Origin of the sequence: Zoogloea sp., assembly GCF_028689785.1 — a bacterium.
Lineage (GTDB): Bacteria > Pseudomonadota > Gammaproteobacteria > Burkholderiales > Rhodocyclaceae > Zoogloea.
Map to the genome: position 1 here is coordinate 49,516 of NZ_JAQVCN010000001.1, position 23,732 is coordinate 73,247.

General features: G+C 67.2%; 24 protein-coding genes. 16 read left to right on the forward strand and 8 right to left on the reverse strand.

The features are described 5' to 3' along the window. Positions 1-75: 75 nt before the first annotated feature. The 4 genes from PHI64_RS00250 to hemN form a co-directional block, all read right to left on the reverse strand. Positions 76-282 carry a heavy metal-associated domain-containing protein gene (locus PHI64_RS00250; protein WP_299876779.1) on the reverse strand — a complete coding sequence of 69 codons (207 nt, stop codon included), beginning with the start codon at positions 280-282 and terminating at the stop codon, positions 76-78. Between the two features lie 11 nt (positions 283-293). Beyond that, positions 294-2,489 (reverse strand): cation-translocating P-type ATPase, encoded by a 2,196-nt coding sequence (locus tag PHI64_RS00255; RefSeq protein ID WP_299876782.1) that lies wholly within the window; start codon positions 2,487-2,489, stop codon positions 294-296. Between the two features lie 20 nt (positions 2,490-2,509). Then, on the reverse strand, positions 2,510-3,226 hold the full coding sequence (locus PHI64_RS00260) for a sulfite exporter TauE/SafE family protein (protein WP_299876785.1): 717 nt from the start codon (positions 3,224-3,226) through the stop codon (positions 2,510-2,512). A 98-nt stretch (positions 3,227-3,324) separates the two neighbouring features. Beyond that, positions 3,325-4,719, reverse strand: coding sequence for an oxygen-independent coproporphyrinogen III oxidase (gene hemN / locus PHI64_RS00265; RefSeq protein ID WP_299876788.1), 1,395 nt, complete (start codon positions 4,717-4,719; stop codon positions 3,325-3,327). A 120-nt stretch (positions 4,720-4,839) separates the two neighbouring features. Here hemN and fnr point away from each other — a divergent pair, with 120 nt between their 5' ends. Beyond that, the gene (gene fnr / locus PHI64_RS00270) at positions 4,840-5,574 is read left to right on the forward strand and encodes a fumarate/nitrate reduction transcriptional regulator Fnr (protein ID WP_299877299.1); all 735 of its coding nucleotides are present in this window, start codon (positions 4,840-4,842) and stop codon (positions 5,572-5,574) included. A gap of 3 nt (positions 5,575-5,577) precedes the next feature. On the opposite strand, the gene PHI64_RS00275 is transcribed toward fnr, so the two are convergent. From PHI64_RS00275 to PHI64_RS00290, 4 genes are all read right to left on the reverse strand, one after another. Then, on the reverse strand, positions 5,578-5,964 hold the full coding sequence (locus PHI64_RS00275; RefSeq protein WP_299876791.1) for a SirB2 family protein: 387 nt from the start codon (positions 5,962-5,964) through the stop codon (positions 5,578-5,580). Positions 5,965-6,035: 71 nt separating this feature from the next. Next, positions 6,036-6,776, reverse strand: a complete 741-nt coding sequence (locus PHI64_RS00280) for an MBL fold metallo-hydrolase (protein ID WP_299876794.1) — start codon at positions 6,774-6,776, stop codon at positions 6,036-6,038. Between the two features lie 6 nt (positions 6,777-6,782). Beyond that, positions 6,783-7,406 carry a chemotaxis protein gene (locus tag PHI64_RS00285; RefSeq protein ID WP_299876797.1) on the reverse strand — a complete coding sequence of 208 codons (624 nt, stop codon included), beginning with the start codon at positions 7,404-7,406 and terminating at the stop codon, positions 6,783-6,785. A 148-nt stretch (positions 7,407-7,554) separates the two neighbouring features. Beyond that, positions 7,555-9,618, reverse strand: a complete 2,064-nt coding sequence (locus PHI64_RS00290) for a hypothetical protein (protein WP_299876800.1) — start codon at positions 9,616-9,618, stop codon at positions 7,555-7,557. 130 nt (positions 9,619-9,748) lie between these two features. Between PHI64_RS00290 and PHI64_RS00295 the strand changes: the two genes are divergently transcribed. The 15 genes from PHI64_RS00295 to tal all read left to right on the forward strand — a co-directional run bounded on the left by PHI64_RS00295 (position 9,749) and on the right by tal (position 23,583). Beyond that, a complete protein-coding gene (locus tag PHI64_RS00295) occupies positions 9,749-10,492 on the forward strand; it encodes a tRNA pseudouridine(65) synthase TruC (protein WP_299877303.1) in 744 nt (247 codons plus the stop codon). 75 nt (positions 10,493-10,567) lie between these two features. Further along, entirely contained in the window at positions 10,568-11,410 is an 843-nt protein-coding gene (locus PHI64_RS00300; RefSeq protein WP_299876803.1) for an intradiol ring-cleavage dioxygenase, read from the forward strand. A 112-nt stretch (positions 11,411-11,522) separates the two neighbouring features. After that, on the forward strand, positions 11,523-12,170 hold the full coding sequence (locus PHI64_RS00305) for a type II secretion system protein N (RefSeq protein WP_299876808.1): 648 nt from the start codon (positions 11,523-11,525) through the stop codon (positions 12,168-12,170). Next, complete coding sequence (gene gspD / locus PHI64_RS00310) at positions 12,167-14,395, forward strand: type II secretion system secretin GspD (protein ID WP_299876811.1); 2,229 nt, start codon at positions 12,167-12,169, stop codon at positions 14,393-14,395. The genes PHI64_RS00305 and gspD overlap by 4 nt, the downstream gene beginning before the upstream one ends. Further along, on the forward strand, positions 14,392-15,858 hold the full coding sequence (gspE, locus tag PHI64_RS00315) for a type II secretion system ATPase GspE (protein ID WP_299876813.1): 1,467 nt from the start codon (positions 14,392-14,394) through the stop codon (positions 15,856-15,858). Before gspD ends, gspE begins: the two co-directional genes overlap by 4 nt. Further along, the gene (gene gspF / locus PHI64_RS00320; protein WP_299876816.1) at positions 15,855-17,060 is read left to right on the forward strand and encodes a type II secretion system inner membrane protein GspF; all 1,206 of its coding nucleotides are present in this window, start codon (positions 15,855-15,857) and stop codon (positions 17,058-17,060) included. Before gspE ends, gspF begins: the two co-directional genes overlap by 4 nt. Before the next feature lie 10 nt (positions 17,061-17,070). Beyond that, positions 17,071-17,499: a type II secretion system major pseudopilin GspG gene (gspG, locus tag PHI64_RS00325; RefSeq protein ID WP_299876819.1), complete on the forward strand. Its 429-nt coding sequence runs from the start codon at positions 17,071-17,073 to the stop codon at positions 17,497-17,499. Next, positions 17,499-18,011: a GspH/FimT family pseudopilin gene (locus tag PHI64_RS00330; RefSeq protein ID WP_299876822.1), complete on the forward strand. Its 513-nt coding sequence runs from the start codon at positions 17,499-17,501 to the stop codon at positions 18,009-18,011. Before gspG ends, PHI64_RS00330 begins: the two co-directional genes overlap by 1 nt. Beyond that, complete coding sequence (gene gspI, locus PHI64_RS00335; RefSeq protein WP_299876825.1) at positions 18,008-18,391, forward strand: type II secretion system minor pseudopilin GspI; 384 nt, start codon at positions 18,008-18,010, stop codon at positions 18,389-18,391. The genes PHI64_RS00330 and gspI overlap by 4 nt, the downstream gene beginning before the upstream one ends. Further along, positions 18,388-18,981, forward strand: a complete 594-nt coding sequence (gene gspJ, locus PHI64_RS00340; protein ID WP_299876827.1) for a type II secretion system minor pseudopilin GspJ — start codon at positions 18,388-18,390, stop codon at positions 18,979-18,981. Before gspI ends, gspJ begins: the two co-directional genes overlap by 4 nt. Next, positions 18,981-19,946: a type II secretion system minor pseudopilin GspK gene (gene gspK / locus PHI64_RS00345; protein WP_299876830.1), complete on the forward strand. Its 966-nt coding sequence runs from the start codon at positions 18,981-18,983 to the stop codon at positions 19,944-19,946. Before gspJ ends, gspK begins: the two co-directional genes overlap by 1 nt. Beyond that, complete coding sequence (gene gspL / locus PHI64_RS00350; protein WP_299876833.1) at positions 19,943-21,160, forward strand: type II secretion system protein GspL; 1,218 nt, start codon at positions 19,943-19,945, stop codon at positions 21,158-21,160. Before gspK ends, gspL begins: the two co-directional genes overlap by 4 nt. Next, the gene (gspM, locus tag PHI64_RS00355; protein WP_299876836.1) at positions 21,157-21,663 is read left to right on the forward strand and encodes a type II secretion system protein GspM; all 507 of its coding nucleotides are present in this window, start codon (positions 21,157-21,159) and stop codon (positions 21,661-21,663) included. The genes gspL and gspM overlap by 4 nt, the downstream gene beginning before the upstream one ends. Positions 21,664-21,669: 6 nt before the next feature. Then, on the forward strand, positions 21,670-22,422 hold the full coding sequence (gene gspN / locus PHI64_RS00360; RefSeq protein ID WP_299876838.1) for a type II secretion system protein N: 753 nt from the start codon (positions 21,670-21,672) through the stop codon (positions 22,420-22,422). Between the two features lie 81 nt (positions 22,423-22,503). Continuing rightward, positions 22,504-23,583: a transaldolase gene (gene tal / locus PHI64_RS00365; protein ID WP_299876841.1), complete on the forward strand. Its 1,080-nt coding sequence runs from the start codon at positions 22,504-22,506 to the stop codon at positions 23,581-23,583. Positions 23,584-23,732: the final 149 nt, after the last annotated feature.

A 23,732-nucleotide genomic window follows, 5' to 3' on the forward strand; every position in this document is an offset into this window, starting at 1 on the left:
TATTAGATGTAAGACAGCGCAGCATTATATGTGAGCCGTGCGCCCATCGGATAAACCCTTATGGCGGAAATCAGCTCAGGCTGCGTCAAAACCGCAGTCTTCCACCACGGTGCGCAGAGCGTTGGCCGAAACCCGGGCCGGGTCATAGCCGACCCGTGCCTCGCCCTGCTCCAGCGAAACCGCCACACTGCCCACACCCGGCGTTGCCGACAGAGCCCCGGTCAGGTTCTTCACGCAGCCCTGGCAGCTCATGCCGGCCACCTTGATCAGCACTTCTTCCATGATGTTTCCTTTCAGTCTGATTTTCCCGGGCGCCAGCGTTTGAGCAGCAGGGAGTTGCTCACCACCGACACCGAACTCATGGCCATCGCCGCACCGGCGATCACCGGGTTGAGCAGCCCGAAGGCCGCCGCGGGGATACCGAGAATGTTGTAGATAAAGGCAAAGAACAGATTCTGGCGGATCTTGCCAAGGGTCGCCCGGGACAGGGAGATTGCATCGGCAACTCCGGCCAGATCATTGCGGACCAGCGTCAGGTCGGCGGCTTCGATGGCCACATCGGAACCCGCCCCGATGGCGAAGGACACATCTGCAGCCGCCAGCGCAGGCGCATCGTTGATCCCGTCCCCCACCATCCCGACCAACCCTTCGCCACGCAGTGCCGCAACGGCCTCGGCCTTGCCCTCAGGCATGACCTGGGCGCGAAACTCGGTTATTCCCGCCTCCGCCGCGATCCGCGCGGCCACAGCAGGATGATCGCCGGTCAGCATCACCACCCTCACCCCGAGGCCTTGCAGGCGTGCGACCGCCGCCCTGGAGCTGGCGCGCAGAGGGTCGGCGAGCCCCAGGGCCCCCAGCACCTTGCCATCGGCAAGTACCCCCACCGGCGTCAGCGCAGCGGCGAGCAAGGGCTCAAGCACATCCGCCGGCAGGGGCGTGCCCTGAGCGGCCAGAAAATCTGGAGAGCCGACCATCACCCGCTGCCCCGCCACCTGCCCGGTAATGCCCTTGCCGCTGACCGCCTGGACGGCCTCGGGCAGACTCAAGGACAGGCCGGCTTCCTGAGCAGCCGTCACCACGGCCCGGGCCAGAGGATGGTGACTGGTCTGCTCCAGCCCCGCCGCCAGAGCCAGCAGGTCGTCGCGGGCTGCCCCAGGGACCATCCGTACGTCGAGAACGGCAGGCCGGCCTTCGGTGAGGGTGCCGGTCTTGTCCACCACCAGCACCTTGATTCTCTCAGCCAGTTCCAACGCCTCGGCGTTCTTGACGAGAATGCCGGCGCGAGCCCCCTGCCCCGTCCCCACCATCACTGCCGTCGGCGTAGCCAGACCCAGGGCGCAGGGGCAGGCGATCACCAGCACGGCAACTGCATTGACCAGCGCCGGCGCCACCTCGCCACCGAACCACCACCAACCCAGAAAGGTGACAAGAGCAATGAGCACCACGGTCGGCACAAAGACGGCAGCCACCTGATCGGCCAGACGCTGCACGGCCGGCTTGCCGCCCTGCGCCTGCTCAACGAGGCGCACGATGCCCGCCAGCAGGGTTTCGGCACCCACGCCGCTCGCCCGGCAACGCAGCACACCGTCGCCGTTCAGTGTGGCGGCAAAGACCTGATCACCCACCACTTTGGCCACCGGCACACTCTCGCCGGTGAGCATGGCCTCATCGGCCGACGACTCACCCTCCAGCACCAGGCCATCAACCGGAACAGCATCCCCTGGACGCAGCACGAAGACAGTGCCCACCATCACCTGCTCCACCGGCACTTCGACCAGTTGCCCTGCTCGCTCGACCCAAGCCGTCGGCGGCTGCAGGCGCAGCAAGGCCTCGATGGCCGCCGAGGTGCGTGCCCGGGCCCGGGCCTCCAGCAACTTGCCGAGGAGCACCAGGGTGATGATGCTGGCCGAGGCCTCGAAATACACGTGCAGGTCGTGGCGACCAAGTACGACTACCGCCAGACTGAAGAAGTACGCCACGCTAGTGCCCAGGGCCACCAGCACATCCATGTTGGCCCCACCGCCGCGCAGGGAGGCCCACGCGCCGGTGTAGAAACGCCGGCCGATCCAGAACTGGACCGGCGTGGCCAGCAGGCACTGAAGCCAGCGGGGCAGCAGATCCGCATGGTGGCTGCCCGCCATGTCGGCACCGAACATGCCGACCATCTGGACCAGGAAGGGAAAGCTGAGCCCGGCTGACAGCCAGAACAGGCGCAGTTCGGCGGCCACCTCGTCTGCCTTGCGGGCCTTGTCGGCCTCGCGGTCGCGAACGGCAACGGGGGTTGCGGTGAAGCCGGCCCTGGCCACCGCAGCAACAATCGCTGCCGTTTCGACCGCACCAGGCGCATAGCGCACCCGCGCTGTTTCCGCGGCAAAGTTCACGCTCGCCTCAACGCCGGGCAGACGGTTCAGAACCTTTTCGAGACGCGCAGCACAGGCCGCACAGGTCATGCCACTCACGGAAAAATCGCAACTCACGTCCTGGCTCACGGTACTGCTCCCTGCCTGTATCAGAAGTGGCAGACAACCCCGTTCCACAGGTTGCTGCCAAGGGTCGGCGCTGTCACCAGGCCATACACCCCGAATGCCAGCACCACCAATCCAGACCCCGTCCGCACCGCGCGGTTCCGCACCAGATCCTTCAGGCGCTTAAGCAGCAGACCGGCCAACAGCAGATTCGGCAGCGTTCCCAGGCCAAAGGCCAGCATCAGCATGGCCCCCCGCTCGGCGGCGCCGGTAACCAGAGCCGTGGCCAGCACGCTATAAACCAGGCCACATGGCAGGAAGCCCCACAGCAAGCCAAGCGGCAGGGCCTGGGCCACGGTGCGCGCTGGCAGAAAACGCCGGGTCAGGGGCTGGATGCGGGCCCACAGACGATGGCCCAGCTGCTCTACTCCCGACAAAGCGCGGGTGAAGCCCGTGAGATAGAGCCCGAGGGCAATGAGCATCAGGTTGGCTGCCACATACAGGCCTAACTGGATGGGCAGGATGTCGTTGAAGAGCATGCCCACCGTCCCAATGGCCCCCATTGCAGCTCCCGCCAGGGTGTAACTTGAGATGCGGCCGATGTTGTAGGCAAGGTGCAATGGCCACTCACGGCGGGACTCACCGGGCATGCGCACGGTGTTCACCGTCAGGGCACTCACGATGCCGCCGCACATACCGACACAATGAGTACCTCCCAGGAGGCCGATCAGAAAGACTGCGAGATAGCCGGTTTCGGGCATGTTCCAGACCTAGAAGCAAAGCGCCCCGCGGAAGCACGGGGCGCAGGAAATCGCACTTGCGTTGGCATTCTAGCCCGGTACAAACCGGGCCGGTTTGCTCAGATCACCTTGGAGTATCGGGTGCGCTCACGGTCCGAACGCAGGTAGCGGTCGAAGACCATGGCGATGGCCCGTACCAACATGCGGCCGGCCGGCAGCACCGAGATCCACTGATCGTCGATCTTCAGCAGCCCACCCTTCTCCATCTCCCGAAGATCAGCCAGCTCGGCGGAAAAATACCGTTTGAAATCGATCAAGTGGGCAATCTCGATGGATTCGATGGAGAGCTCGAAGTGGCACATCAGGGCCTGGATGATGGCACGCCGCAGCAGGTCGTCCGGGGTCAGCTCGATGCCCCTCAGCACCGGCAGGCGGCCGGTATCGAGGATGTCGTAGTACTCGTCGAGGGTCTTGACGTTCTGGGCGTAGGTGGGGCCGACCTTGCCGATGGCCGACACGCCGAAAGCCAGCAGATCGCACTCCGCGTAGGTGGAGTAGCCCTGGAAGTTGCGATGCAGCCGCCCCTGGCGCTGGGCAGTGGTGAGTTCGTCGGTTGGCTTGGCGAAGTGGTCCATGCCGATATACACGTAACCTGCCTCGGTCAGGCGGCGGATCGCCAGCTGCAGGATCTGCAGCTTGGTCTCGCCGGACGGCAGCTGGGCATCCATGATGCGCCGCTGGGGCTTGAACAGGCTGGGCAGGTGCGCGTAGTTGTATATCGACAGGCGGTCGGGCGACAGACTCAGGATCTGCTCAAGGGTGCGGTTGAAGCTGATCACGTTCTGCTTGGGCAATCCGTAGATCAGGTCCACGCTGATGGACTTGAAACCATGGGCGCGCGCGGCGTCAATCACCAGGCGGGTTTCTTCCTCGCTCTGCACCCGGTTAACCGCCTTCTGAACATCCGGGTTGAAATCCTGGATGCCTACACTCATGCGATTGAAGCCCAGCTCGGCCAGCAGTGCCACGGTGGGCTCATCCACCTTGCGGGGGTCAACCTCGATGGAGTACTCGCCATCCGGCACCAGAGTGAAGTGCTTCCTGACGATGCCCATCAGCTGGCGCAACTCATCGTGGGAGAGGAAGGTGGGCGTACCACCTCCCAGATGCAGTTGCAGAACCTCCCGCGGGCCTTCAAGGCTAGCAACCTGAAGATCGACCTCCTTCTCGAGGTAGGCCAGATATTTGGCTGAGCGCCCGTGGTCCTTCGTGATGATCTTGTTGCAGGCGCAGTAGTAGCAGATCGTATTGCAGAAGGGGATGTGGAAGTATAATGAAAGCGGTTTGCCGATCCCGCCGATGGTGCGCTTGCCGAGCCAATGCCCCAGCGCCTCGGAGTTGAAAGCCTCGACAAAACGGTCCGCAGTGGGATAGGACGTGTAACGCGGTCCATTCACATCGAACTTGCGGATGAGGTCCGGATCGAAGATCAGATCTTTTTGTGTAGTGTTCATGGAGAGACTTCTGTTGGTTGCACGAAACAATCGCAGAATCGTCCAAAAATCGTATTGATGTGGATCAAAGGGCTCCAAAACCTTGGTTTAACCACAAAGTTCAGGTGATTGCGCGTGCAGATGAAATCGGTAGTACCGGTGACGGTGGTGGAGATCAAGACGGCCTGCTCCCAGTGCAACCTGCGGGAACTGTGCCTTCCTTTCGGGCTTGACCCGGGAGAAGTCAACCAGCTCGACGAGCTCGTCGGCAGCCGCCGCAAAATCAAGCGGCAGCAGCATCTTTACCGTTCAGGCGATCCCTTCGAAGCCATTTACGCTATCCGGGCAGGCTCCTTCAAGACCGACGTGATCCTCGAGGATGGTCGCGACCAGGTCACCGGCTTCCAGATGACCGGCGAAGTGCTGGGCCTCGACGGCATCAGCTCCGAAGAGCACTCGTGCAACGCGATTGCACTGGAAGACAGCGAAGTCTGCGTTATCCCTTTCGGACGTCTTGAAGAGCTGTCGCGGCAGGTGGAGAGCCTCCAGCACCAGTTCCACAAGATCATGAGCCGCGAGATCGTCCGTGACCACGGAGTCATGATGCTGCTCGGCTCGATGCGGGCCGAAGAACGCCTCGCCGCGTTCCTGCTCAACATGTCCCAGCGCTTCACGGTCCGGGGTTTTTCGCCTTCCGAATTCCACCTGCGCATGACCCGGGACGAAATCGGTTCTTACCTCGGGCTCAAGCTCGAGACCGTCTCCCGGGCCTTCTCACGCTTCCAGGAAGAAGGCCTGGTGGCGGTTCAGCAGAAGCACATCCGCATCCTGGACACGCCGGGGCTCAAGCGCATCCTCAATCACCACACGGCCTGAATCTCAGGCCAGGGCCAGCCAGCCGAGCGGGTTCTTGGTGATGGCCACCGAAACGATGTAAGCGTACACCGCCAGCGCGCCGACAAGGGCCAGCACGCGCTGGCGGCGCGGCCTGGCGGGCCTGAGGGCGATGGCGCCGAGGCCGATGTAGGCCAGCAGACCGAAGATCTTGGCCGTCAGCCAGCCATCCACGAACGGGACAAAACCCGCCATCCAGGCCAGAGCAATGGCGCTGGCCAACAGGCAGGAATCGACGATATGAGGCGCGACGCGGGTCAGTCGGGCCCGCAGCAAGGCTGACCCGGTGATCGACCACCAGCCCCGCAGGGTGAAGCCGGCGATACTGAGAACCACGCAGGTGATGTGGAAGTGCTTGAGAGCCAGATACATGTCGCCTCGGATAGAGTGTTCCGGCGACACGCCCATCGTCACGCCGGGCCCGCCATCGCGGGCCCTCGACTTTATCCCCGTAGCACGCCGACTTCCAGTGCAGCAAACCAGTTGATGAAGCGCTGCACGTCGCCCCCCTGGTAGATCGCCCCGTGCTGGGGCACCAGCATGTCGATCTCCATGCGGGAGACCCGCTCGCACCAGTCGCGCTTGGCCCGGTCGGAGCCCATCCAGCGCTTGTGGAAAGCTTCGGCATGACGGATATGACGGGAGAAGTCCTCGACGAACAAGCCGTTGTGATCCGCCGGCAGCAGGGCCGCGCCCACGTCCCCGGAGAACAGGATCTTGGCCTTCGGGTCGTAGAGGTGGAAGTTGCCCGACGAGTGCAGGTAGTGGGCCGGAATGGCCTGCAGCTCCAATCCACCCAGACGGATGGTCATGCCCGGATCCGGAATGGGGATGAAGGTGCTGTCCTGGCCTCCAAAGTGGGGCAGGAAGGACTGCCAAAGCCAGCTGGTGTAACACTTGAGATCGGGCTTGAACTCCAGCCACAAGGCCAAGGACGAGATGATGTCCGGATCCTGGTGAGAGGAGAAGATGCCGGCCAGGCGGGTCGGATCGCACTCGGCCGAAAGCGCCGAGAACACCGCAGGAAATATCTCGATGCCGCCCGGATCACACAGCAGGGCTTCGTCGCCATTCACCACAACGTATTCGTTGGTATCAATGATGTAGCCGGGCTTGGACGCATCGCGGGCGATGGCAAACCAGCGGTGATCGTCTTCCTGGTAGATGCAGTGGGCCTGCTTCATTGTTTCCTAGTCCTTTACGAGGCGTTCCTTGCCGAGCACTTCCAGCGACCGCTTGATCTGGGCGATCACTTCCGCAAAATCTGTCGAAACCTGCATCAACGCCGGGCTGAAGGTGCCGCCATAGGCGGCCTCAATCTTGGCCGAACGGGCCAGCACGCCTCCCAGCTCCACAAGCTGCTGAGTCTCCTCCACCGCCGAACGCAGGCGCAGGTCCAGGGATCGCAGGCAGGCCTGCTGCTCGGCCAACCGTGTCGCACCACGCCGCCGTGCCTCCCGCACGCCCGGCACGCCGTCACCACTAAGGCGAATGGCTTCGGCCAGAATTGCCGATGTGCGCTGCTGCTGAACCACGCCGGTCACGCTACCCACCGAACCGGAGGTCATGTCCCGCAAAGTCGCCATGTGCCGGGTCAGCTCCTGGGCAAAGCGTCGCAACTCATTGGAGAGCACCCCGAAGCCAAGAGCCGCGTTGCCCGCCCGTTTGGCCAGGAAGATCGCGTTAAGCGCCATCAGATTGATGCGGAAGGCCGTGGATACGATGGCCTTGATCTCTTCATTGACCCGGACGATACGCGCGAGCTCGCTCACGCCGGGTGCTTTCACGTGCAGGTTTCGGTCTGGCGCGTTCATGCTGAACTCTCATGCGGCGCGGGCCGCAGCAGGACTCGGGGACGTCAGGCTCACGCGACATCTCCCTGCAAGGCGCGGGGAGGTGTCGGTGTTGTGCTGGATTAACGGCGCCCGGGGCCCAAGCTTGAGTCCGCCCAAACCTCGTCGGCTAGTGAGTGGAGGCGGTAGCTGCGCCCAGACGGCGCGGCGGCATGAGGAAATCCCGCGGACGCGTGCGCAGCCGGAGCCACAAGCGCCGCCGAAGCTCGCGCAGATCGTCCCGGGAGAGGTTGTAGGCACGCACTGCAGTCCACAGGGATAGGGCAAAGCTGACCCCGAGATTGAGCACGAACATCACCGCCACCCCGAGAATGGCCAGGGACAGCAGGCCCGTGCCCACCCATTCCACCTCCAGGGCCGAGGTGGCGAGGCTCAAGATGCCCGAGTTGAGGGTGACGTGACGCACATCCAGAGGCAGACCGAAGAACTTGCCGAGCACCGGCATCATGCCCAGCATCAGCCCCAGAGACACGTTGGTAGCCCAGCCCGACATGTTGCGGGACACAACCCCCGCCAGCCGGATCATGCGCAGGCGGCCGAAACGGTTACCCAGCCGATGCTCGGCGATGGCCTGGGGCAGCCGGTGATACACCGCCCAGTTGTCTACCCAGCCGCCGATAAGCGCCGCCGCATACAGGACGCAGCCGGTCAGCGCGGCATAAAAAACGGTTCCGCTATCCACCGGGCTCAGGGCGTGGAACACATAGGTAGCTTCGGCGTAGCTGAGGAAAGAATGCCCCGTAACCCACTGCCAGGTGGCATCGAAAGCGTAGGCACCACTGGCCACCACCACCACATTGGCGATGGTCGCAGCCAGCTGGGAGTGGCAGATGCAGGCCGCGTAATCGACGATCACGTCGAGGCGCTCGGCCCCTTTGCGGTCCCGGATGATGGCCGCGAAGGCGGCCGCGGTCATCGCCGGCTGCTTGGTAGCCAGCATGAGGCCGAAGGCCTGGAGAAGGAGGAAGCTCACTGCATAATTGACACCCGAAGCGAGCCCCTCCATGAACAAAGCCAGGCCGGCACCGGCAATGGCCATTTTCATGGCCGCGGTGCCCACCGTCAGCAGGCCGCCGCCTGCGGCGGCAACCCAGATGTGCCGGTACTCCCCCGGGTTGTCAGCAATATAGTGTTCGCCGGTCTCCCCAGCCCGATCAACAATCCGCCGCTGCAGGCGTCGCAGGTTGCTGCGCACCAGGTGGCGCAGGCTGGCGCTGTCGTGGGCCGCATATGCCAACTGCCGGAGCAGGGCCAGCACCGGCCCGGGGGCCTCACGACCGGTGCTCATGACCGCCACGATGGCCTCCATACGCCCCAGGCAGCGGTCGAGCACATCCAGACCATAAACAATATCAACACTGATACCTTCGGACTCCAGGCGTGTGGAGATCATCTGCATCTCCTCCCGGCAAGCCACCACATCGCCCCCCCAGATCTCCAGCAGAGCCCCTGAAATGCGCCCCTGCTCCCACGCACACACAAGATTCTCACCACTTTGGGCCAGACGCTTGAAAGGCGAGCGGGCGACAGGCCCCGGCTGGCTGCGCGCCCGCAGCTTGAGGGACAGCCCCTGCCCCTGGACGCGGGCCAGCAGCAGGCGGAAGCCGTCTGCCATCGCTCGCTCCAGCGCTGCGGTCATCTCCGGCTCATCTTTGGGAAAGAACAGGTCCACCGCCCGCTGCAGGGTGGACGGCTGCAGCCCGCGGATCAGGGTCAGGTCGCGCCGATTGGGGTAGCTGCGGCTCATCAGATGCCCGAGATCATGATCGTCCCGGGGTGACGGAATGAGCTTGGAAGTCGTGCGGTCCCCCAGTTCCGACAGGAAGCCCCTGTCACTGGGGATCCCGACCTCTCCGAAAAGGTTCGCCCCCTCGGTTTCGTCGAGGATGGCCCGCAAGGCCCGGCGCAATGCGGCCGCCAGGGGCGGGTTGGCGGCCAGCACATCCATCAGCACGGCAAACCGCTGAGTCGCCGAACCATGGACGTCGGCGGAGTCGATATACACGTCGTCCCACAGCTTGCCCCCCGACAACCAGGCATTGAGGGCCAGCCAGGCATCCATCCGGTCGGGGAGGTGGTCGGCGTGGATGAGGGCAGACAGCCGTCTGGCCAGGCCCGGCAGATTCTTCTGCTGATGGCGGGAGGGAGGGAGGGCGGCATGAATGCACCCCATCACGTGGTCCGGAGTCATAGGCTGAGTAACTTGCATAGGGCGAGTATGACCCAGTCACCCTGATTTTGTTCATGTGCACAATGCCACGGAAGCGCCACCCGGCACCGGCAAGCCGGTTATCCTCCCGGCCATGCTCCCCATCCTCTATCAGGACGACCACATGGTCGTCATCCACAAGCCCTCCGGGCTGCTCGTGCACCGCAGCGAGCTTGATCGCCACGAAACCCGTTTTGCCGTCCAGCTGCTGCGCGACCAGCTGGGGCGCCATGTGCACCCCGCCCACCGCCTCGACCGGGGCACCTCGGGCGTGCTGGTGTTTGCCCTCGACAAGGACACCGCCCGCGCCCTGGGCGGGCAGTTCGAGCGCCAGGAAGTCACCAAGACCTACCTGGCCGTGGTGCGGGGCCACCCGCCCGAAGCCGGCCGCATCGACCACCCCCTGACCCGCCGCCGCGACGACGCCGAGTGGGTGGACCGCCGCAGCACCGACGAGGCCCAGGCCGCCGTCACCGACTACCGCCGGCTGGCCACTTGCGAGCTGCCCCACGCCGTCGATCGCTACCCCACCAGCCGCTATGCCCTGGTCGAGCTGAACCCCCTCACCGGCCGGCGCCATCAGCTCCGCCGCCACCTCAAGCACCTGGCCCACCCCATCATCGGCGACGCCACCTTCGGCAAGGGCCGCCACAACCGCCTGTTTCAGGAACTGTTCGGCAGCCATCGCATGCTGCTGGCCTGCACCCGGATGCAGCTGCTTCACCCCGTGGATGGGCGCCCCCTCGACCTGCACGCCCCTGTGGACGGCGACTTCGCCCGGGTCATCGACACCCTGGGCTGGGGCCCGGCCCAAGCGCCGGCCCTTTACATCCCTTAACGCCCGGGCAACGGGCCTTAACGTCGCCCCTGCCTATACTCGGCTCCAACCCGCAACCCAGCCCCGGAGCCCCCAATGCCCGCCCATCGCCCCGCCCTCGCCACCGATCTGGACACCCTCCTGCGCACCGCCGCCGACCGCCGCCGGATGCTGCGCTGGCTGATGGCGGGTGCCGCCACCCCACTTGCCGCCTGTGGTGGCGGTGCCGAGATCAGCATCGGCGGCGTGGGCAGTTCCACCGGTTCGAGTGACAACAGCAGCACCGTCTCCAGCTGCAGCATCATTCCCGAAGAAACCGCCGGCCCCTACCCGGGAGATGGCTCCAACTACAACAGCAATGGCATCGCCAACGCCCTGAGCCTGTCGGGCATCGTGCGCAGCGACATCCGCAGCAGCGTGGCCGGCGCCAGCGGTGTCGCCGCCGGCATTCCCCTCACCCTCACCCTGCAACTGGTCAACACCGCCTCCAGCTGCGCCAACCTGTCCGGCTACGCCATCTACCTGTGGCACTGCACCCGCGACGGCCTCTACTCCATGTACAGCACTGGCGTCACCGGCGAGAACTTCCTGCGTGGCGTGCAGGTGACCGACAGCAACGGCAAGGCCACCTTCCTCACCATCTTTCCCGGCTGCTACGCCGGCCGCATGCCCCACATGCACTTCGAGATCTACCCCACCCTGGCCAGCGCCACCGGCTCCGGCAACAAGCTCAGGACATCCCAGATCGCCTTTCCCACTGCCACCTGCAGTGAGGTCTACGCCACTTCGGGCTATGCCAGCAGCGCCGCCAACCTGGCTGGCATCAGCTTCGCCACCGACAACGTTTTCAGCGATGGCACCGAGTTGCAGATGGCCTCCATCAGCGGTACGCCCACCAACGGTTACAGCGCCTCCCTTGTCGTCGGCATGAGCGCCTGAGCCCTCCGGGCCGCTGCCCGCGCTGCGGCCCACCCCTCCCCTGCGACAACTCAGTGCTTTCGCCCGTAACACAGGCCGGATAAGATTGACGGTCTTTTGTGTTGCGCGCCCGATGAAGCTTTCCCACCGTCTCGACCCAACCCGCCTCAGCTGGCAGTCCGCCATGCGCATCGGCCCCGTGCTTGCCTGGGCGGTGGCCCTGTCGGTCACAGCCTGGGTCGGAGCCGATCTGTTCTGGCGTTTCAGCGCACCCCGCGCCCCGGCCCTGCCGGTGGCCAGCCCCAGTGACCCGCAGCTCGCCGCCCAGGCCATTGCCAGCCGGCACCTGATGGGCAACACCGCCACTGGCACCAGCACCGCAGGCCCGGCCATAGCCGCGTCCGGCCGCTATGCCCTGCAGGCCATAGTGACGGGCAGCGGTGGCCGCCCGGGCTGGGCCGTGCTGAGCATTGACGGCGGCCCCCAGCAGGGTGTCGTCGAGGGCCAGGAGTTCCACCCCGGCGTACGTCTTGCCAAGGTTCTGGCCGACAGCATCCAGATCACCACCGGCAGCAGCACCCAGACCGTCATGCTCACCGATCGGGGCAGCCTTGGCACCCCACCCGGTAACGGCCCCGGGCCAGCCGGCATTGCCCAGTTGCCCCAGCTGCAAGCCCCCCCCATCACCGAAAACAATACCGAAGCACCGGACTCGGGCCCACGCCCCGCGCCCATCGGCCTTCCCGCCGGCTTTCAGGTCCAACCCGTCCCCAGCCAATGAAACACGCCCGCTGCAACCCGGGGTTCGCCCGCCGGCTCCTCGCCGCCTGTCTCGCCACCACCGTCGCCCTGCCTCTCGCCCTGCCGGCCGCACCGGCCCTGGCCAACGAGGCCGGCACGGGGGAAACGGTGTCCCTCAACTTCGTGAATGCCGAGATCGGCGCGGTGATCCAGGCAATATCCCGGATCTCCGGGCGCAACTTCGTGGTGGACCCGCGGGTCAAGGGCACTCTCAACATCGTCACCGCCCGCCCGGTGCCACGCAGCCTGAGCTACTCCATCCTGCTTTCGGCTCTGCGCCTGCAGGGCTATGCCGCGATCGAAGGCCAGGGCGTGACAAAGATCGTTCCCGAAGCCGATGCCAAGCTGCACGCCGTGCCGGTGGGCAAAGGCCAGGGCGCCGGCGGGGGTGACCGCCTCACCACCCAAGTGTTCACCCTGCACCATGAGTCGGCCTCCCAGCTGGTGCCGGTGATCCGCCCACTGGTATCCCCCAACAACACCGTCACAGCCTACCCGGGCAACAACTCCCTGGTGGTCACCGACTACGCCGAGAACATCGGCCGCATTGCCCGCATCATCGAGTCCATCGATGTTCCCCAGGGCGACATGCGGGTCATCAGCCTCAAGCATGCCTCGGCGCTTGATCTAGCCCAGACAGTGAACCGCCTGCTCAACGACACCGGCAGCGGCAGCGTCGGTGGCACCCCCGGCATTGGTGGTGACGCCAGCCAACGCGTCTCGGTGATCGGCGACCCGCGCACCAACAGCCTGCTGGTGCGCTCGGAGAACCCCTCCAAACTCAACGCCGTACGGCAGTTGGTGGCCAACCTGGACCAGCCCGGCGCGGCCGGCAACATCCATGTGGTGTATTTGAAGAATGCCGAAGCCACCAAGGTGGCCCAGACCCTGCGCGCGGTGCTCTCCGGTGAGGCCGGCAACGCCGGCCAGGGCGGCACCGGCAACAACAGCTCCACCGGCAGTTTTGCCCCCAGTTCAAGCAGCAGCACCAGTGGCAGTAACACCAGCACGGGCTCCGGCGTCGGCAGCACCCCGTCCTTCAGTAACTCCAGCACGACCACAGGCGGCGCAGGCGCAACCGGCAACGGCATTGTCCAGGCCGACCCGATGAGCAATGCGCTGATCATCACCGCCCCGGACGCCATCTACAACAACCTGCGCAAGGTCATCGACCAGCTTGATCGACGCCGCGCCCAGGTCTATGTGGAAGCCCTGATCACCGAAGTCAGCACCGAAAGGGCCGCCGAGATCGGCATCCAGTGGCAGGCTGGCAAACTGGGCTCTACCGCGGTCTTCGGCGGCACCACCTTCAACAGCGGCGGCAACAACATCCTCAGCCTCGCTACCAGCCTGGCCTCCAGCAGCGCCACCACCCTCCCCGGCAACGGTCTCAACCTGCTGCTGGGTAATGGCACCATTACCGTCGGTGGGCGCGAGATCGCCAACCTCAACATGCTGGCCCGCTTCCTTGAGTCGGACACCAAGGCCAACATCCTGTCCACGCCGAATCTCGTCACTCTGGACAACGAAGAAGCCAAGATCGTCGTCGGCCGCAACGTGCCCTTCGTCACCGGCACCTACGCCACCACCGGCAACACCGCCACCGCCAACCCCTTCACCACCGTCGAGCGCCGTGACGTCGGCCTGACCCTCAAGGTCAAGCCCCAAATCTCCGAAGGTGGCACGGTGCGTCTGCAGATCTACCAGGAAGCCTCCTCGGTGATCGACTCCACCGCCACCAGCACCACCGGCCCCACCACCACCAAGCGCTCCATCGAATCCACCGTACTGGTTGATGATGGCGGCATGATCGCCCTGGGCGGTCTGGTGGAAGACACCTACAGCGGCGGCCAGGAGAAAGTGCCGCTCCTGGGCGATCTACCCTATCTCGGCCAGTTTTTCCGCTACGACTCGCGCAAGCGCGGCAAGACCAACCTGATTGTCTTCCTGCGCCCCGTCATCCTGCGCGACGCGGCCAGCATCCAGGGCATCTCTGCTGATCGGTACAACTACGTGATCGGTCAGCAGCGTGCCAACGACCGGGCCGAGGCGCTGATGCGTGGCGAACCCAACCCGCCCGAGCTCCCGCCGCCGGGCAGCCCGCCGCCGGCCGTGCCCTACAATCGCCCGCCGGAAACCCAGCCCCTGCCTCGCCCCGACGTGCAGCCAGCACAGCAGCAGGCCACGCCCACCTACACCCCATGAGCGCCCCCGCCCTGCCCTACGCCTTCGCCAAGGCCCACGGTGTGCTCGTTGCCAGCCTGGGCAGCGAACACGCCGAGGTGCTGATGCGCGAGGGCGCCGACCTGACGGCCCTGGCCGAGGTGCGGCGCAGCCTGGGCCTGCCCCTGCAGATCGAAAGCGTCGGCCGCGCCGCCTTCGAGGCGCGCCTGGCCGAGGCCTACTCCGGCGCCGAGGACAACGCCGCCGAGGTGGTGGCCGATGTGGGCCAGGAAGTGGACCTGACCCAACTGATGACCGAACTCCCGGCCGTCGAGGACCTCCTCGACACCCAGGACGACGCCCCCATCATCCGCATGATCAACGCCCTGCTCACCCAGGCGGTGCGTCAGCAGGCCAGCGACATCCACATCGAGCCCTATGAACGCCACTCGGTGGTGCGCTTCCGCCGCGACGGCGTGCTGGTGGACATAGCCCAGCCTCACCGGGCGCTCCACGCCGCCATGGCCTCGCGTATCAAGATCATGGCCAGCCTGGACATCGCCGAAAAGCGCCTGCCTCAGGATGGCCGCATCGCCCTGCGTCTGGCCGGCCGCCAGGTGGACGTGCGCGTATCCACCCTGCCCACCACCCACGGCGAACGCATCGTGCTGCGCCTGCTCGACAAGGGCAACGGCCAGCGCAGCCTGGACAGCCTGGGCATGGCTGCCGACACCGTGAAGCCCTTCGCCGGGCTGCTCAAGGAACCCCACGGCATCCTCCTCGTCACCGGCCCCACCGGCTCCGGCAAGAGCACCACCCTCTACGCCGCCCTCCAGGGCATGGATGCGAAGCGCCGCAACATCGTCACCGTTGAAGACCCGGTGGAGTACGACCTGCCCGGCGTGGGCCAGATCCAGGTCAATCCGCGCATCGAGCTGAGCTTTGCCAAAGCCCTGCGCGCCATCCTGCGCCAGGACCCGGATGTGATCATGATCGGCGAGATCCGTGACCTGGAGACAGCCCAGATCGCCGTGCAGGCCAGCCTCACCGGCCATCTGGTGCTGGCCACCCTGCACACCAACGACGCCGCCTCGGCCGTCACCCGGCTGGTGGACATGGGGGTCGAGCCCTTCCTGCTCGCCTCTACTCTGCGCGGCGTGCTTGCCCAGCGCCTGGTGCGCAAGCTGTGCCCGGCATGCCGCAGTGCCAGCCCCAGCAGCGCAGCCGACCGCGAACTGCTCGGGCCCGATACCCCGGCAGAGCTGTGGCACGCCACCGGCTGTCCGGAATGCACCCGCACCGGCTACGCCGGGCGCAGCGGCATCTACGAACTCATCATCGCCGACGAGGCCTTCCAGCGCCTGATCCACACGGGCGCCGACGAAGCCCAGCTACGAACCCACGCCCTGGCCCATGGCACTCGCAGCCTGCGTGACGATGGCCTGCGCCTGCTGGCCAGCGGGCAGACCTCGGCTGAAGAACTGCTCCGCGTCACCCGCGAATGACCGCCTTCCGCTACCGCGCCCTCGACGCCGCTGGCAAAGAAGCCGCCGGCGTCATCGAAGCCGACACCGGCAAGGCCGCCCGTGGCCTGCTGCGGGAGCGCGGTCTCTACCCGCTTGAGGTGGCCTCGGTGGCCCACGGAGCCGCTGGCAACAAGACGCTCCGGCGCAAGCTCCGGGATGCCGACCTGACCCTGCTGACCCGCCAGTGGGCCACCCTGCTGGCCTCCGGCCTCACCGTCGAGCAGGCCCTGGCGGCGCTCATCGAGCAGGCCGAAACCGAGGGCACCCGCCAGCTGCTGGCCGGCGTGCGCTCCGAGATCCTGGCTGGCTACAGCCTGCGCGCCGCCCTGGATCGCTACCCCCAGGCCTTTTCCACCCTGTACCGGGCCTCCGTGGCGGCGGGCGAGAAATCCGGCGAGCTGGCCAAGGTCATGAACCAGCTCGCCGACTACCTGGACCGCAGCCACGCCCTGCGCACCAAGACCCTTCAGGCCCTGCTCTACCCAGCCATCGTCGCCAGCGTGGCCTTGCTGGTCATCGTCGGCCTGATGACCTATGTGGTGCCCCAGGTGGTGTCCGTTTTCCAGCAGGGCAAGCAGGCCCTGCCGCTCCTCACCCGCAGCCTGATCGTGGTGAGTACCCTCCTGCGCGAATGGGGCTGGCTGATGGTGCTGGCCATCGTCGGCGCCTTGCTCGCCGGCCGCAGTGCGCTGCGCGACACCAGCCTGCGCCGCCGCTGGGACGCCTGGCTGCTCGGCCTGCCGGTGCTCGGGCGGCATCTGCGCACCCTCGACGCCACCCGCTTTGCCAGCACCTTGTCGATCCTCGCCGGCAGCGGCGTTCCCCTGCTGGCCGCCCTTGATGCAGGCCGCCAGGTGATCAGTCGCCTGCCCCTGGCCGACGCCGTAGGGGCGGCCACCGAGCGCGTACGCGAAGGCCAGCCCCTGTCGAAGGCTCTCGGTGCCAGCCGCCAGTTTCCGCCGCTGCTCATCCACATGCTGGCCAACGGCGAAGCCACCGGCCGCATCGACGAGCTCCTCGACCGCGCCGCCCGCCTGCAGCAGGCCGAACTGGAAAACCGCACCGCCACCCTCACCGCCCTGCTCGAGCCGGTGCTGCTGCTGGCCATGGGCGGTTTCGTGCTGCTCATTGTCATGGCCGTGATGCAGCCCATCATCGAAATCAACACCCTGATGAAGTAAGGAACCCACGATGCACACACCTCTGCGCCGCAGCCGCGGCTTCACCCTGATCGAAGTGATGGTCGTGATCGTCATCCTCGGCGTGCTTGCTGCCCTGGTGGTACCCAAGGTAATGAGCCGCCCGGACGAAGCCCGGGTGGTTGCCGCCCGCCAGGACATCTCGGCCGTCATGCAGGCCCTCAAACTCTACAAGCTCGACAACCGCCGCTACCCCAGCGCCGAGCAGGGCCTGCAGGCCCTTGTCACCAAGCCGACCACCGCCCCGGTGCCCGAGAACTGGAAGTCCTACCTGGACAAGCTGCCCCTCGACCCCTGGGGCAAGCCCTACCAGTACGTCATGCCCGGCCTCAAGGGCGAGGTGGACGTGATGAGCTTCGGCGCCGACGGCGTGACCGGCGGCGAGGGCTTCGACGCCGACATCGGCTCCTGGAGCCTGTAGTGCTTCTCCAGCCCATGAACACCGCGCCCCGACGGCGGCGCAGCACCGGCTTCACCCTCATCGAGGTGATGGTCGTGCTGGTGATCATGGGCATCATGGCCACCGGGCTCAGTGTGGGCCTGGACAGCCTGCGCGGCCGCGACATCGACCAGGCCCTCAAGCGCCTGCGCCTGGTGCTCGAAGCCACCGCCGACCGGGCCGTGGTACGCGGCCGGCCGATTGCCCTGGAGCTGCTCTCCGACGGCTACCGCTTCTCGGCCCTCGACCCCGACGACAACTGGCGCCCCCTCAACGACCCCCCGGTGTTCACCGAAAAGGCCCTGCCGGCCGGCATGGGCTGGAGCGGCCTGCGCCTGGAAGGGAGCAGCGACACCAGCGCCACCCGTCTGCAGTTCGGCACCCAGGCACCGGAATACGAATTGCGTGTCACCACCCCCGGCGGCGAAGCCCGCCTCACCGGCAGGGCCAACGGTGAAGTACGGCTGCAGATGCCGGGCCGGACTGCCTCATGAGGCGGGGGCCCGGCCGCGCCCGTGGATTCACCCTGCTGGAAACCCTGGTTGCCCTGGCCATCCTGGCCATCGCCCTGACCGCCGCTTTCCGTGCCATGGGCGTCACCGCCCAGAGCGCCGCCGAGCTGCGTGAGCGCCTGATCGGCGACTGGGTGGCCGAAAACCGGCTGGCCGAGCTGCGCGCCACCGGCGCCTGGCCCGGCGCCGGCACCAACGAGGGTACGGCCGACCAAGCCGGGCGAACCTACCGCTGGCGCGAGGAGGTCAAGACCACAGCCAACCCCCTGTTCCGCCGGGTGGACGTGAGCGTCTTCGCCCCCGAATCCGACACCCACGCCATCGCCCGCCTCACCGGCTACGTGGCCCGCCCCCTGCGATGAAACGCCTGGCAGCCGCCCAGCGCGGCCTGACCCTGATCGAGCTGATGGTGGCCCTGGCCATCTTCGCGGTGCTGGGCGTGCTGTCCTACCGCGGGCTCGCCGAGGTGGCCACCAGCCGCACCCACCTGGAGGCCGGTTTCGAGCGCTGGCGGGCCATCGGCCGTAGCATGCAGCGCATCGACACCGATCTGCAGCAGGTCGTCTCCCCGGCCGCATCAAGTACCAGCCTGCCGACCGAAGGCGCCAGCCTGGCCGCACCGGGCATGATCCTCGGCCGCACGGCCAGCGGCGGGCCGGAGCTCCAGTTCCTGCGCCTCGACGATGCCCGCGGCGTGCGCCGGGTCGGCTTCCGCCTGGTGGATGGGCGCCTCGAATGGCTGCGCTGGAGTGGCCGCGAAGCCCTCGGCCAGCCCAGCGTCGATCCCCTGCTCGACGGCGTGCGCGGCGTGCGCTGGCGTTTCCTGCTCGACAACGTACGGACCGACGCCTGGCCCCCGGCCGACCGCCGCAGCCTGCTGCCGGACGCCATCATCCTCGAACTCGACCTGGCCGACGTGGGCACCCTCACGCGACTGATCGCCCTGCACTGATGGCCATCCGCCGCATGCGCCCGCCTGCCGCTGCCGGCCCCCAAAAGGGCGCCGCGGTGATACTCGCCCTGCTCACGGTGGCCCTCGTCGCCGGCATCGCCGCTGCCGCCGTTGGCGATCTGGGGGTGGCCATGGATCAGGTCATCGGCCGCCACGACCAGGCCCAGGCCCGCCAGCTGGCCCGCGGTGCTGTGGACTGGGCGCGCAACGTGCTCGCCGAGGACGCCAGCCGCAGCAATGTGGACCACCTGGGCGAGGCCTGGGCCGTCAAGGTGCCGCCGACCCCCGTTGAAGAAGGTGAAGTCAGCGGCGAACTGCAGGATCTGTCCAGCCGCATCAACCTCAACAAGCTGGTCCGGATCGATGGCCAGGATCCCCTGGAGCGTGACCAGTTCCTGCGTCTCCTGGAGCTGGTCGGGGTGGGCAAGTCGGAAGCCATGGATCTCGCCAACGCCCTGACCGACTGGCTCGACCGGGACGACACCCCGACCCTGCCCGGCGGCGCCGAATCGTCCTGGTACGGCACCCAGCAGCCCCCCCGCAGCCCGGCCAACGGGCCCCTGGCCAGCGTTGGCGAGCTGGCCCAGGTGCGCGGCTTCACGCCTGCCCTGGTGGCCCGCCTGAGTCCCTTCGTGGCCGCGCTGCCGGGCAGCGACAGCATGATCAACGTCAACACGGCCCCGCCGGAGGTGCTGGCGGCCGCCATTGCCGACCTGCCCCTGGACACCGCCCGCATCATGGCCGTCGAACGCAACCGGGCCTGGTTTACCAGCGTGGCCAGCGTGGATGCCTGGCTCAAGGACAGGGAGCTGCCCGCCAACACCACCAGCCTGGACGTCCAGAGCCGTCACTTCCTGGCCACCGGCCGCGCCCGCTTCGGCGTGTCCATGGTGCGCATGGAAGTCCTCCTGTATCGCCCCACGGGCCAGAAATGGTCCACCATCGTTTGGCAGAAACTGCTATGACCCGCCTCCTCCTTGCCATCGACGAACACTGGCCGACCCGCCCCGAATGCCCCTGGGCGCTCCTCGGGCCCGACGGCCAGCCCCTCTCCGAAGGGCACTCCGCCCCCCGCCACTGGCCCGCGGCCGACGAATGCAGCGTAGTGCTGACCGGGGCCCAGTGCCTGTGGCTGAACGTGCTGCTGCCCCGCGGCGCCCGGCGCGACCTGCCGCGCCTGCTGAGCTACGCCCTCGAAGACCGGCTGCTGAAAGACCCGGACACCCAGCACCTGACCCTCAGCCACCGCAGCCCAGCCGATGACGGCGAACGCGACCTGGCCGGGGTGCTGGTCATCGCCCGGGAGCGCCTGCGCAATCTGATGGCCCAGTTTGCCGCCATCGGCCGGATGCCGCGCCGGGTGGTGGCCGAACTGCAAACGGCTCCCGCCGACGAGGCCGGCTGGCATCTCAGCCTGTCCGCCGAGGGCGCCATCCTGCGCACCGGCACGGGTGCCGGGCTGGCCCTCGACCGGGACATCCTGATTCCGCTGCTGGCCGCCCAGGCGGCCAGCGCCCGGGCTGCCAACGCAGCCCCTGCCCGGCTCGACCTGCACCTGGCACCGGGCAGCCCCACCCTCGACCTCGCCGCCGCACAGGCCGAAAGCGGCCTTGAGCTGCACCCCGCCGCACCCTACCTGTGGTGGCAGGGAAACGAACGCCAGGCCGCCAACCTGCTGCACGGCGAGTTCGCCAGCGGTGATCGCGGCGCAGCATGGATCGGCCGCTTGCGCGCCCCCGCCCTGCTCGGCACCACCGCGCTGGGCCTGTGGCTGGCTACCAATGTGGGTGAGGTGCTGTGGCAGCGGCATGTGCTGGGCGGCTTCGAATCGCGTATCGAGCGCGTCTATCGCAGCGCCTTCCCCAACGCACCGGTCGTCGCCCCCGCCGCCCAGATGCGCCAGCAACTCAACGCCGAGCGGGCCCGCCACGGCCTGCTCCGGGATGACGACGCCCTGGCCCTGCTGGCCCAGGCGGCCGAAGCCCTGGGGACGGACGCCACCGACGGCATCGCCGCCCTGCGCTTCGAGGAAGGCCGCCTCGATCTGACCCTGAGCGGCCCCGCCGCCGCCCGCGCCGAAGCCCTGGTCGGGCTGCTGAGCAGCCGCGGCCTGCTCGCCAACCTGCGCCAGGAGGGCAGCGCCACCCACCTGCTGCTGCGCCAGGAGAACCTGCAATGAAAGACACCAAGACCGCCTCCGCCGGCCCCATCGCCCAGCTCGCGCAGCGCTGGCAGGCCATCAGCCCCCGGGAGCAGCGCCTGGTCCTGATCGCCACCACCGTCGTGGCGATCGGCGCAGCGGTCAGCCTCCTCGACTGGAGCCGCGCCGAGGGGCAACGCCTGGCACGCCGGCTGCCCCGCGCCGAAGCCAGCCTGAACCAGGTCCAGGAAGCCGCCACCGAGATCAGCCGCCTGCGCACGGCACCGCAAGCCGCCCGCCCGGACGGCCCCGCCCTGCTCACGGCGGTCCAGGCATCGGCCAAGAGCCGCGGCCTGACCATCGGCGTACAGGGTGGCGGTGAGGGGCTGCACATCAAGGGCGAGGCCCGCTTTGACGAGCTGGTGGCCTGGCTCGCGGCCCTTCAGAAAGATCAGGGCCTGCGCTTGCTGCGCATGGAGATCCAGCGCCAGGGCAGCCTTGCCAGCGTGGACGCAGTGCTGGCCAGCCCCGCAGCCCCCTGAACGACCATGCTGAAAAAGCTGCTGATCGTGCTGGCCCTGGGCCTGGGTTTTCTGGTGGCCAAGGCCCCGGCCAGCCTGGTGGACGGCTTGCTGGCCCACTTCACCGGCGAAGGCCTGCGCCTGCAGCGGGCCGAAGGCACCCTGTGGCAAGGTCACGGCATCCTGGCCAGCCGTGACGCCAGTGGTCGCAGCCTGTCGCCCTGGCTGCCCCTGGCCTGGGATTTCGACACCGGCGCCCTTACCCGGCTTGCGGCGGCATGGGCCTTCTCAAGCAGCGGCACCCCGATCGGACGCATCGAGGCCGGCCCCGCCGGGCTGGAGGTGACGGGGCTGACGCTCCACGCTCCCGCCGACGCCGCCCTCATGCCCATTCCCCACCCGGTTGCCCGGGCCGGCTGGCAGGGGGACCTCAGCATCGAGGCGCCCACCTGGCGCTGCTCTCTCTCGGGCACCTGCAGCGGCGAAGCCCGCCTGCTCTGGCGCGGCGCCCGTGCCGCCCTGTTCCCGGGGCGCAGGTTCGGGGACTACGAGATCCAGCTCACCGCCCGGGACGGACGCTTCCGCTACACCCTGCACACCCTTGCCGGCGACGTGATCGCCAACGGCAGCGGCGAAGCTGCACCAAGCCGCACACCCAGTTTCAAGGGCACCCTCAAGGGAGAACCCGAATTCCTCAACCGCCTGCCATCCATTGCCGGTGGCGCGGCGCGGCCCACCGGCCAGCCGGGGCAGTTCGAGATCCACTGGCCGCCCCCCTGACAAACTTCCTTTCATCCCCCTGCCGATTCCGCCAGAATGTCAGGTTCATTCCACACCTCATCGCACCCAGGTTCTTCGTCCATGAATCCGATCCAAGCCGCTCGCGCTGCCGGCCAGCAAATCTGGCTCGACAACCTCTCCCGCTCCCTGATCAATGAAGGTCACCTTGCCCGGCACATCGAGCAGGGCGTGGCCGGCGTGACCACCAACCCGGCGATCTTCCACAAGGCCATCGCCGAGGGGCAGGACTACCGCCCGGCCCTGGACGCCATGCGCAGCGAGAACCTGAGCGCCGAGCAGCGCTACGAGCGCCTGGTCGTTGAAGACGTCCAGCGCGCCTGCGACACCATCCGCCCCGTCTTCGACGCCAGCCAGGGCGACGCCGGCTACGTCAGCCTGGAAGTCTCGCCGGCCCTCGCCGACGACGAAGCCGGCACCGTTGCCGCCGCCCGCCGCCTGCGTGCCGCCGTCGCCCGGGACAACCTGCTGGTCAAGATCCCCGCCACCGCAGCCGGCATCCGGGCCATTGAAACCCTCACCGGTGAAGGGCTCAGCCTCAACGTCACCCTGATGTTCTCCCTCGCCCACGTGGACGCTGTCGCCGGCGCCTACCAGCGCGGCCTGGAAGCCCTGGCCGCCAGGGGTGGTGATGTGAGCAAGGTGCGTTCAGTCGCCAGCGTGTTCCTGTCCCGCTGGGAGACCCTGGTGGACAAACTGCTCGAAGAAAATGGCAGCGATGCGGCCCTGGCCCTGCGCGGCAAGACCGGCGTGGCCCTCGCCCGCCAGGCCTACCAGCACTACCTGGCCCGCTTCCACGGCTCCGGCTTTGCCGCCCTCGCCGCCCGCGGGGCACGCACCCAGAGCATGCTGTGGGCCAGCACCGGCACCAAGAACCCGGCCTACCCCGACCTGATGTACGTCGAACCCCTGATCGGCGCGGAAACCGTCAACACCCTGCCCGACGCCACCCTCGCCGCCTTCCTGGACCACGGCACGGTCAGCGGCAACACGGTGACCAGCGACATCGACGCCGCCAGCGCCCACATCGCCGCCCTGAGCGCCCTTGGCATCAACCTGAACGCACTCGGCGAACGCCTCCAGCAGGAAGGCCTCGCCCAGTTCGCCACAGCCTTCAGCAAGCTGCTCGAACTGACGGCCTGATCGACCAAGCCCTCGGCAGCCCCCTCCCCCGGGCTGCCGAAGCCCCCCCAGCCGCACGCAAACCGGCGGGGATGAAACGAGAGCCTGTCCGGGGTATCCAGAAAATAAAACAGCCTGTGACGCTCTCGCGTAACAGGCTGATTTATTTT

What these genes read in the sequence shown, in the direction of transcription:
- PHI64_RS00250 (WP_299876779.1), bottom strand. Translation starts at nt 282, where the DNA reads ATGGAAGAAGTGCTGATCAAGGTGGCCGGCATGAGCTGCCAGGGCTGC.
- PHI64_RS00260 (WP_299876785.1), bottom strand. Translation starts at nt 3,226, where the DNA reads ATGCCCGAAACCGGCTATCTCGCAGTCTTTCTGATCGGCCTCCTGGGA.
- hemN (WP_299876788.1), bottom strand. Translation starts at nt 4,719, where the DNA reads ATGAACACTACACAAAAAGATCTGATCTTCGATCCGGACCTCATCCGC.
- fnr (WP_299877299.1), top strand. Translation starts at nt 4,840, where the DNA reads ATGAAATCGGTAGTACCGGTGACGGTGGTGGAGATCAAGACGGCCTGC.
- PHI64_RS00275 (WP_299876791.1), bottom strand. Translation starts at nt 5,964, where the DNA reads ATGTATCTGGCTCTCAAGCACTTCCACATCACCTGCGTGGTTCTCAGT.
- PHI64_RS00280 (WP_299876794.1), bottom strand. Translation starts at nt 6,776, where the DNA reads ATGAAGCAGGCCCACTGCATCTACCAGGAAGACGATCACCGCTGGTTT.
- PHI64_RS00285 (WP_299876797.1), bottom strand. Translation starts at nt 7,406, where the DNA reads ATGAACGCGCCAGACCGAAACCTGCACGTGAAAGCACCCGGCGTGAGC.
- PHI64_RS00290 (WP_299876800.1), bottom strand. Translation starts at nt 9,618, where the DNA reads ATGGGGTGCATTCATGCCGCCCTCCCTCCCTCCCGCCATCAGCAGAAG.
- PHI64_RS00295 (WP_299877303.1), top strand. Translation starts at nt 9,749, where the DNA reads ATGCTCCCCATCCTCTATCAGGACGACCACATGGTCGTCATCCACAAG.
- PHI64_RS00300 (WP_299876803.1), top strand. Translation starts at nt 10,568, where the DNA reads ATGCCCGCCCATCGCCCCGCCCTCGCCACCGATCTGGACACCCTCCTG.
- PHI64_RS00305 (WP_299876808.1), top strand. Translation starts at nt 11,523, where the DNA reads ATGAAGCTTTCCCACCGTCTCGACCCAACCCGCCTCAGCTGGCAGTCC.
- gspD (WP_299876811.1), top strand. Translation starts at nt 12,167, where the DNA reads ATGAAACACGCCCGCTGCAACCCGGGGTTCGCCCGCCGGCTCCTCGCC.
- gspE (WP_299876813.1), top strand. Translation starts at nt 14,392, where the DNA reads ATGAGCGCCCCCGCCCTGCCCTACGCCTTCGCCAAGGCCCACGGTGTG.
- gspF (WP_299876816.1), top strand. Translation starts at nt 15,855, where the DNA reads ATGACCGCCTTCCGCTACCGCGCCCTCGACGCCGCTGGCAAAGAAGCC.
- gspG (WP_299876819.1), top strand. Translation starts at nt 17,071, where the DNA reads ATGCACACACCTCTGCGCCGCAGCCGCGGCTTCACCCTGATCGAAGTG.
- gspI (WP_299876825.1), top strand. Translation starts at nt 18,008, where the DNA reads ATGAGGCGGGGGCCCGGCCGCGCCCGTGGATTCACCCTGCTGGAAACC.
- gspJ (WP_299876827.1), top strand. Translation starts at nt 18,388, where the DNA reads ATGAAACGCCTGGCAGCCGCCCAGCGCGGCCTGACCCTGATCGAGCTG.
- gspK (WP_299876830.1), top strand. Translation starts at nt 18,981, where the DNA reads ATGGCCATCCGCCGCATGCGCCCGCCTGCCGCTGCCGGCCCCCAAAAG.
- gspL (WP_299876833.1), top strand. Translation starts at nt 19,943, where the DNA reads ATGACCCGCCTCCTCCTTGCCATCGACGAACACTGGCCGACCCGCCCC.
- gspM (WP_299876836.1), top strand. Translation starts at nt 21,157, where the DNA reads ATGAAAGACACCAAGACCGCCTCCGCCGGCCCCATCGCCCAGCTCGCG.
- gspN (WP_299876838.1), top strand. Translation starts at nt 21,670, where the DNA reads ATGCTGAAAAAGCTGCTGATCGTGCTGGCCCTGGGCCTGGGTTTTCTG.
- tal (WP_299876841.1), top strand. Translation starts at nt 22,504, where the DNA reads ATGAATCCGATCCAAGCCGCTCGCGCTGCCGGCCAGCAAATCTGGCTC.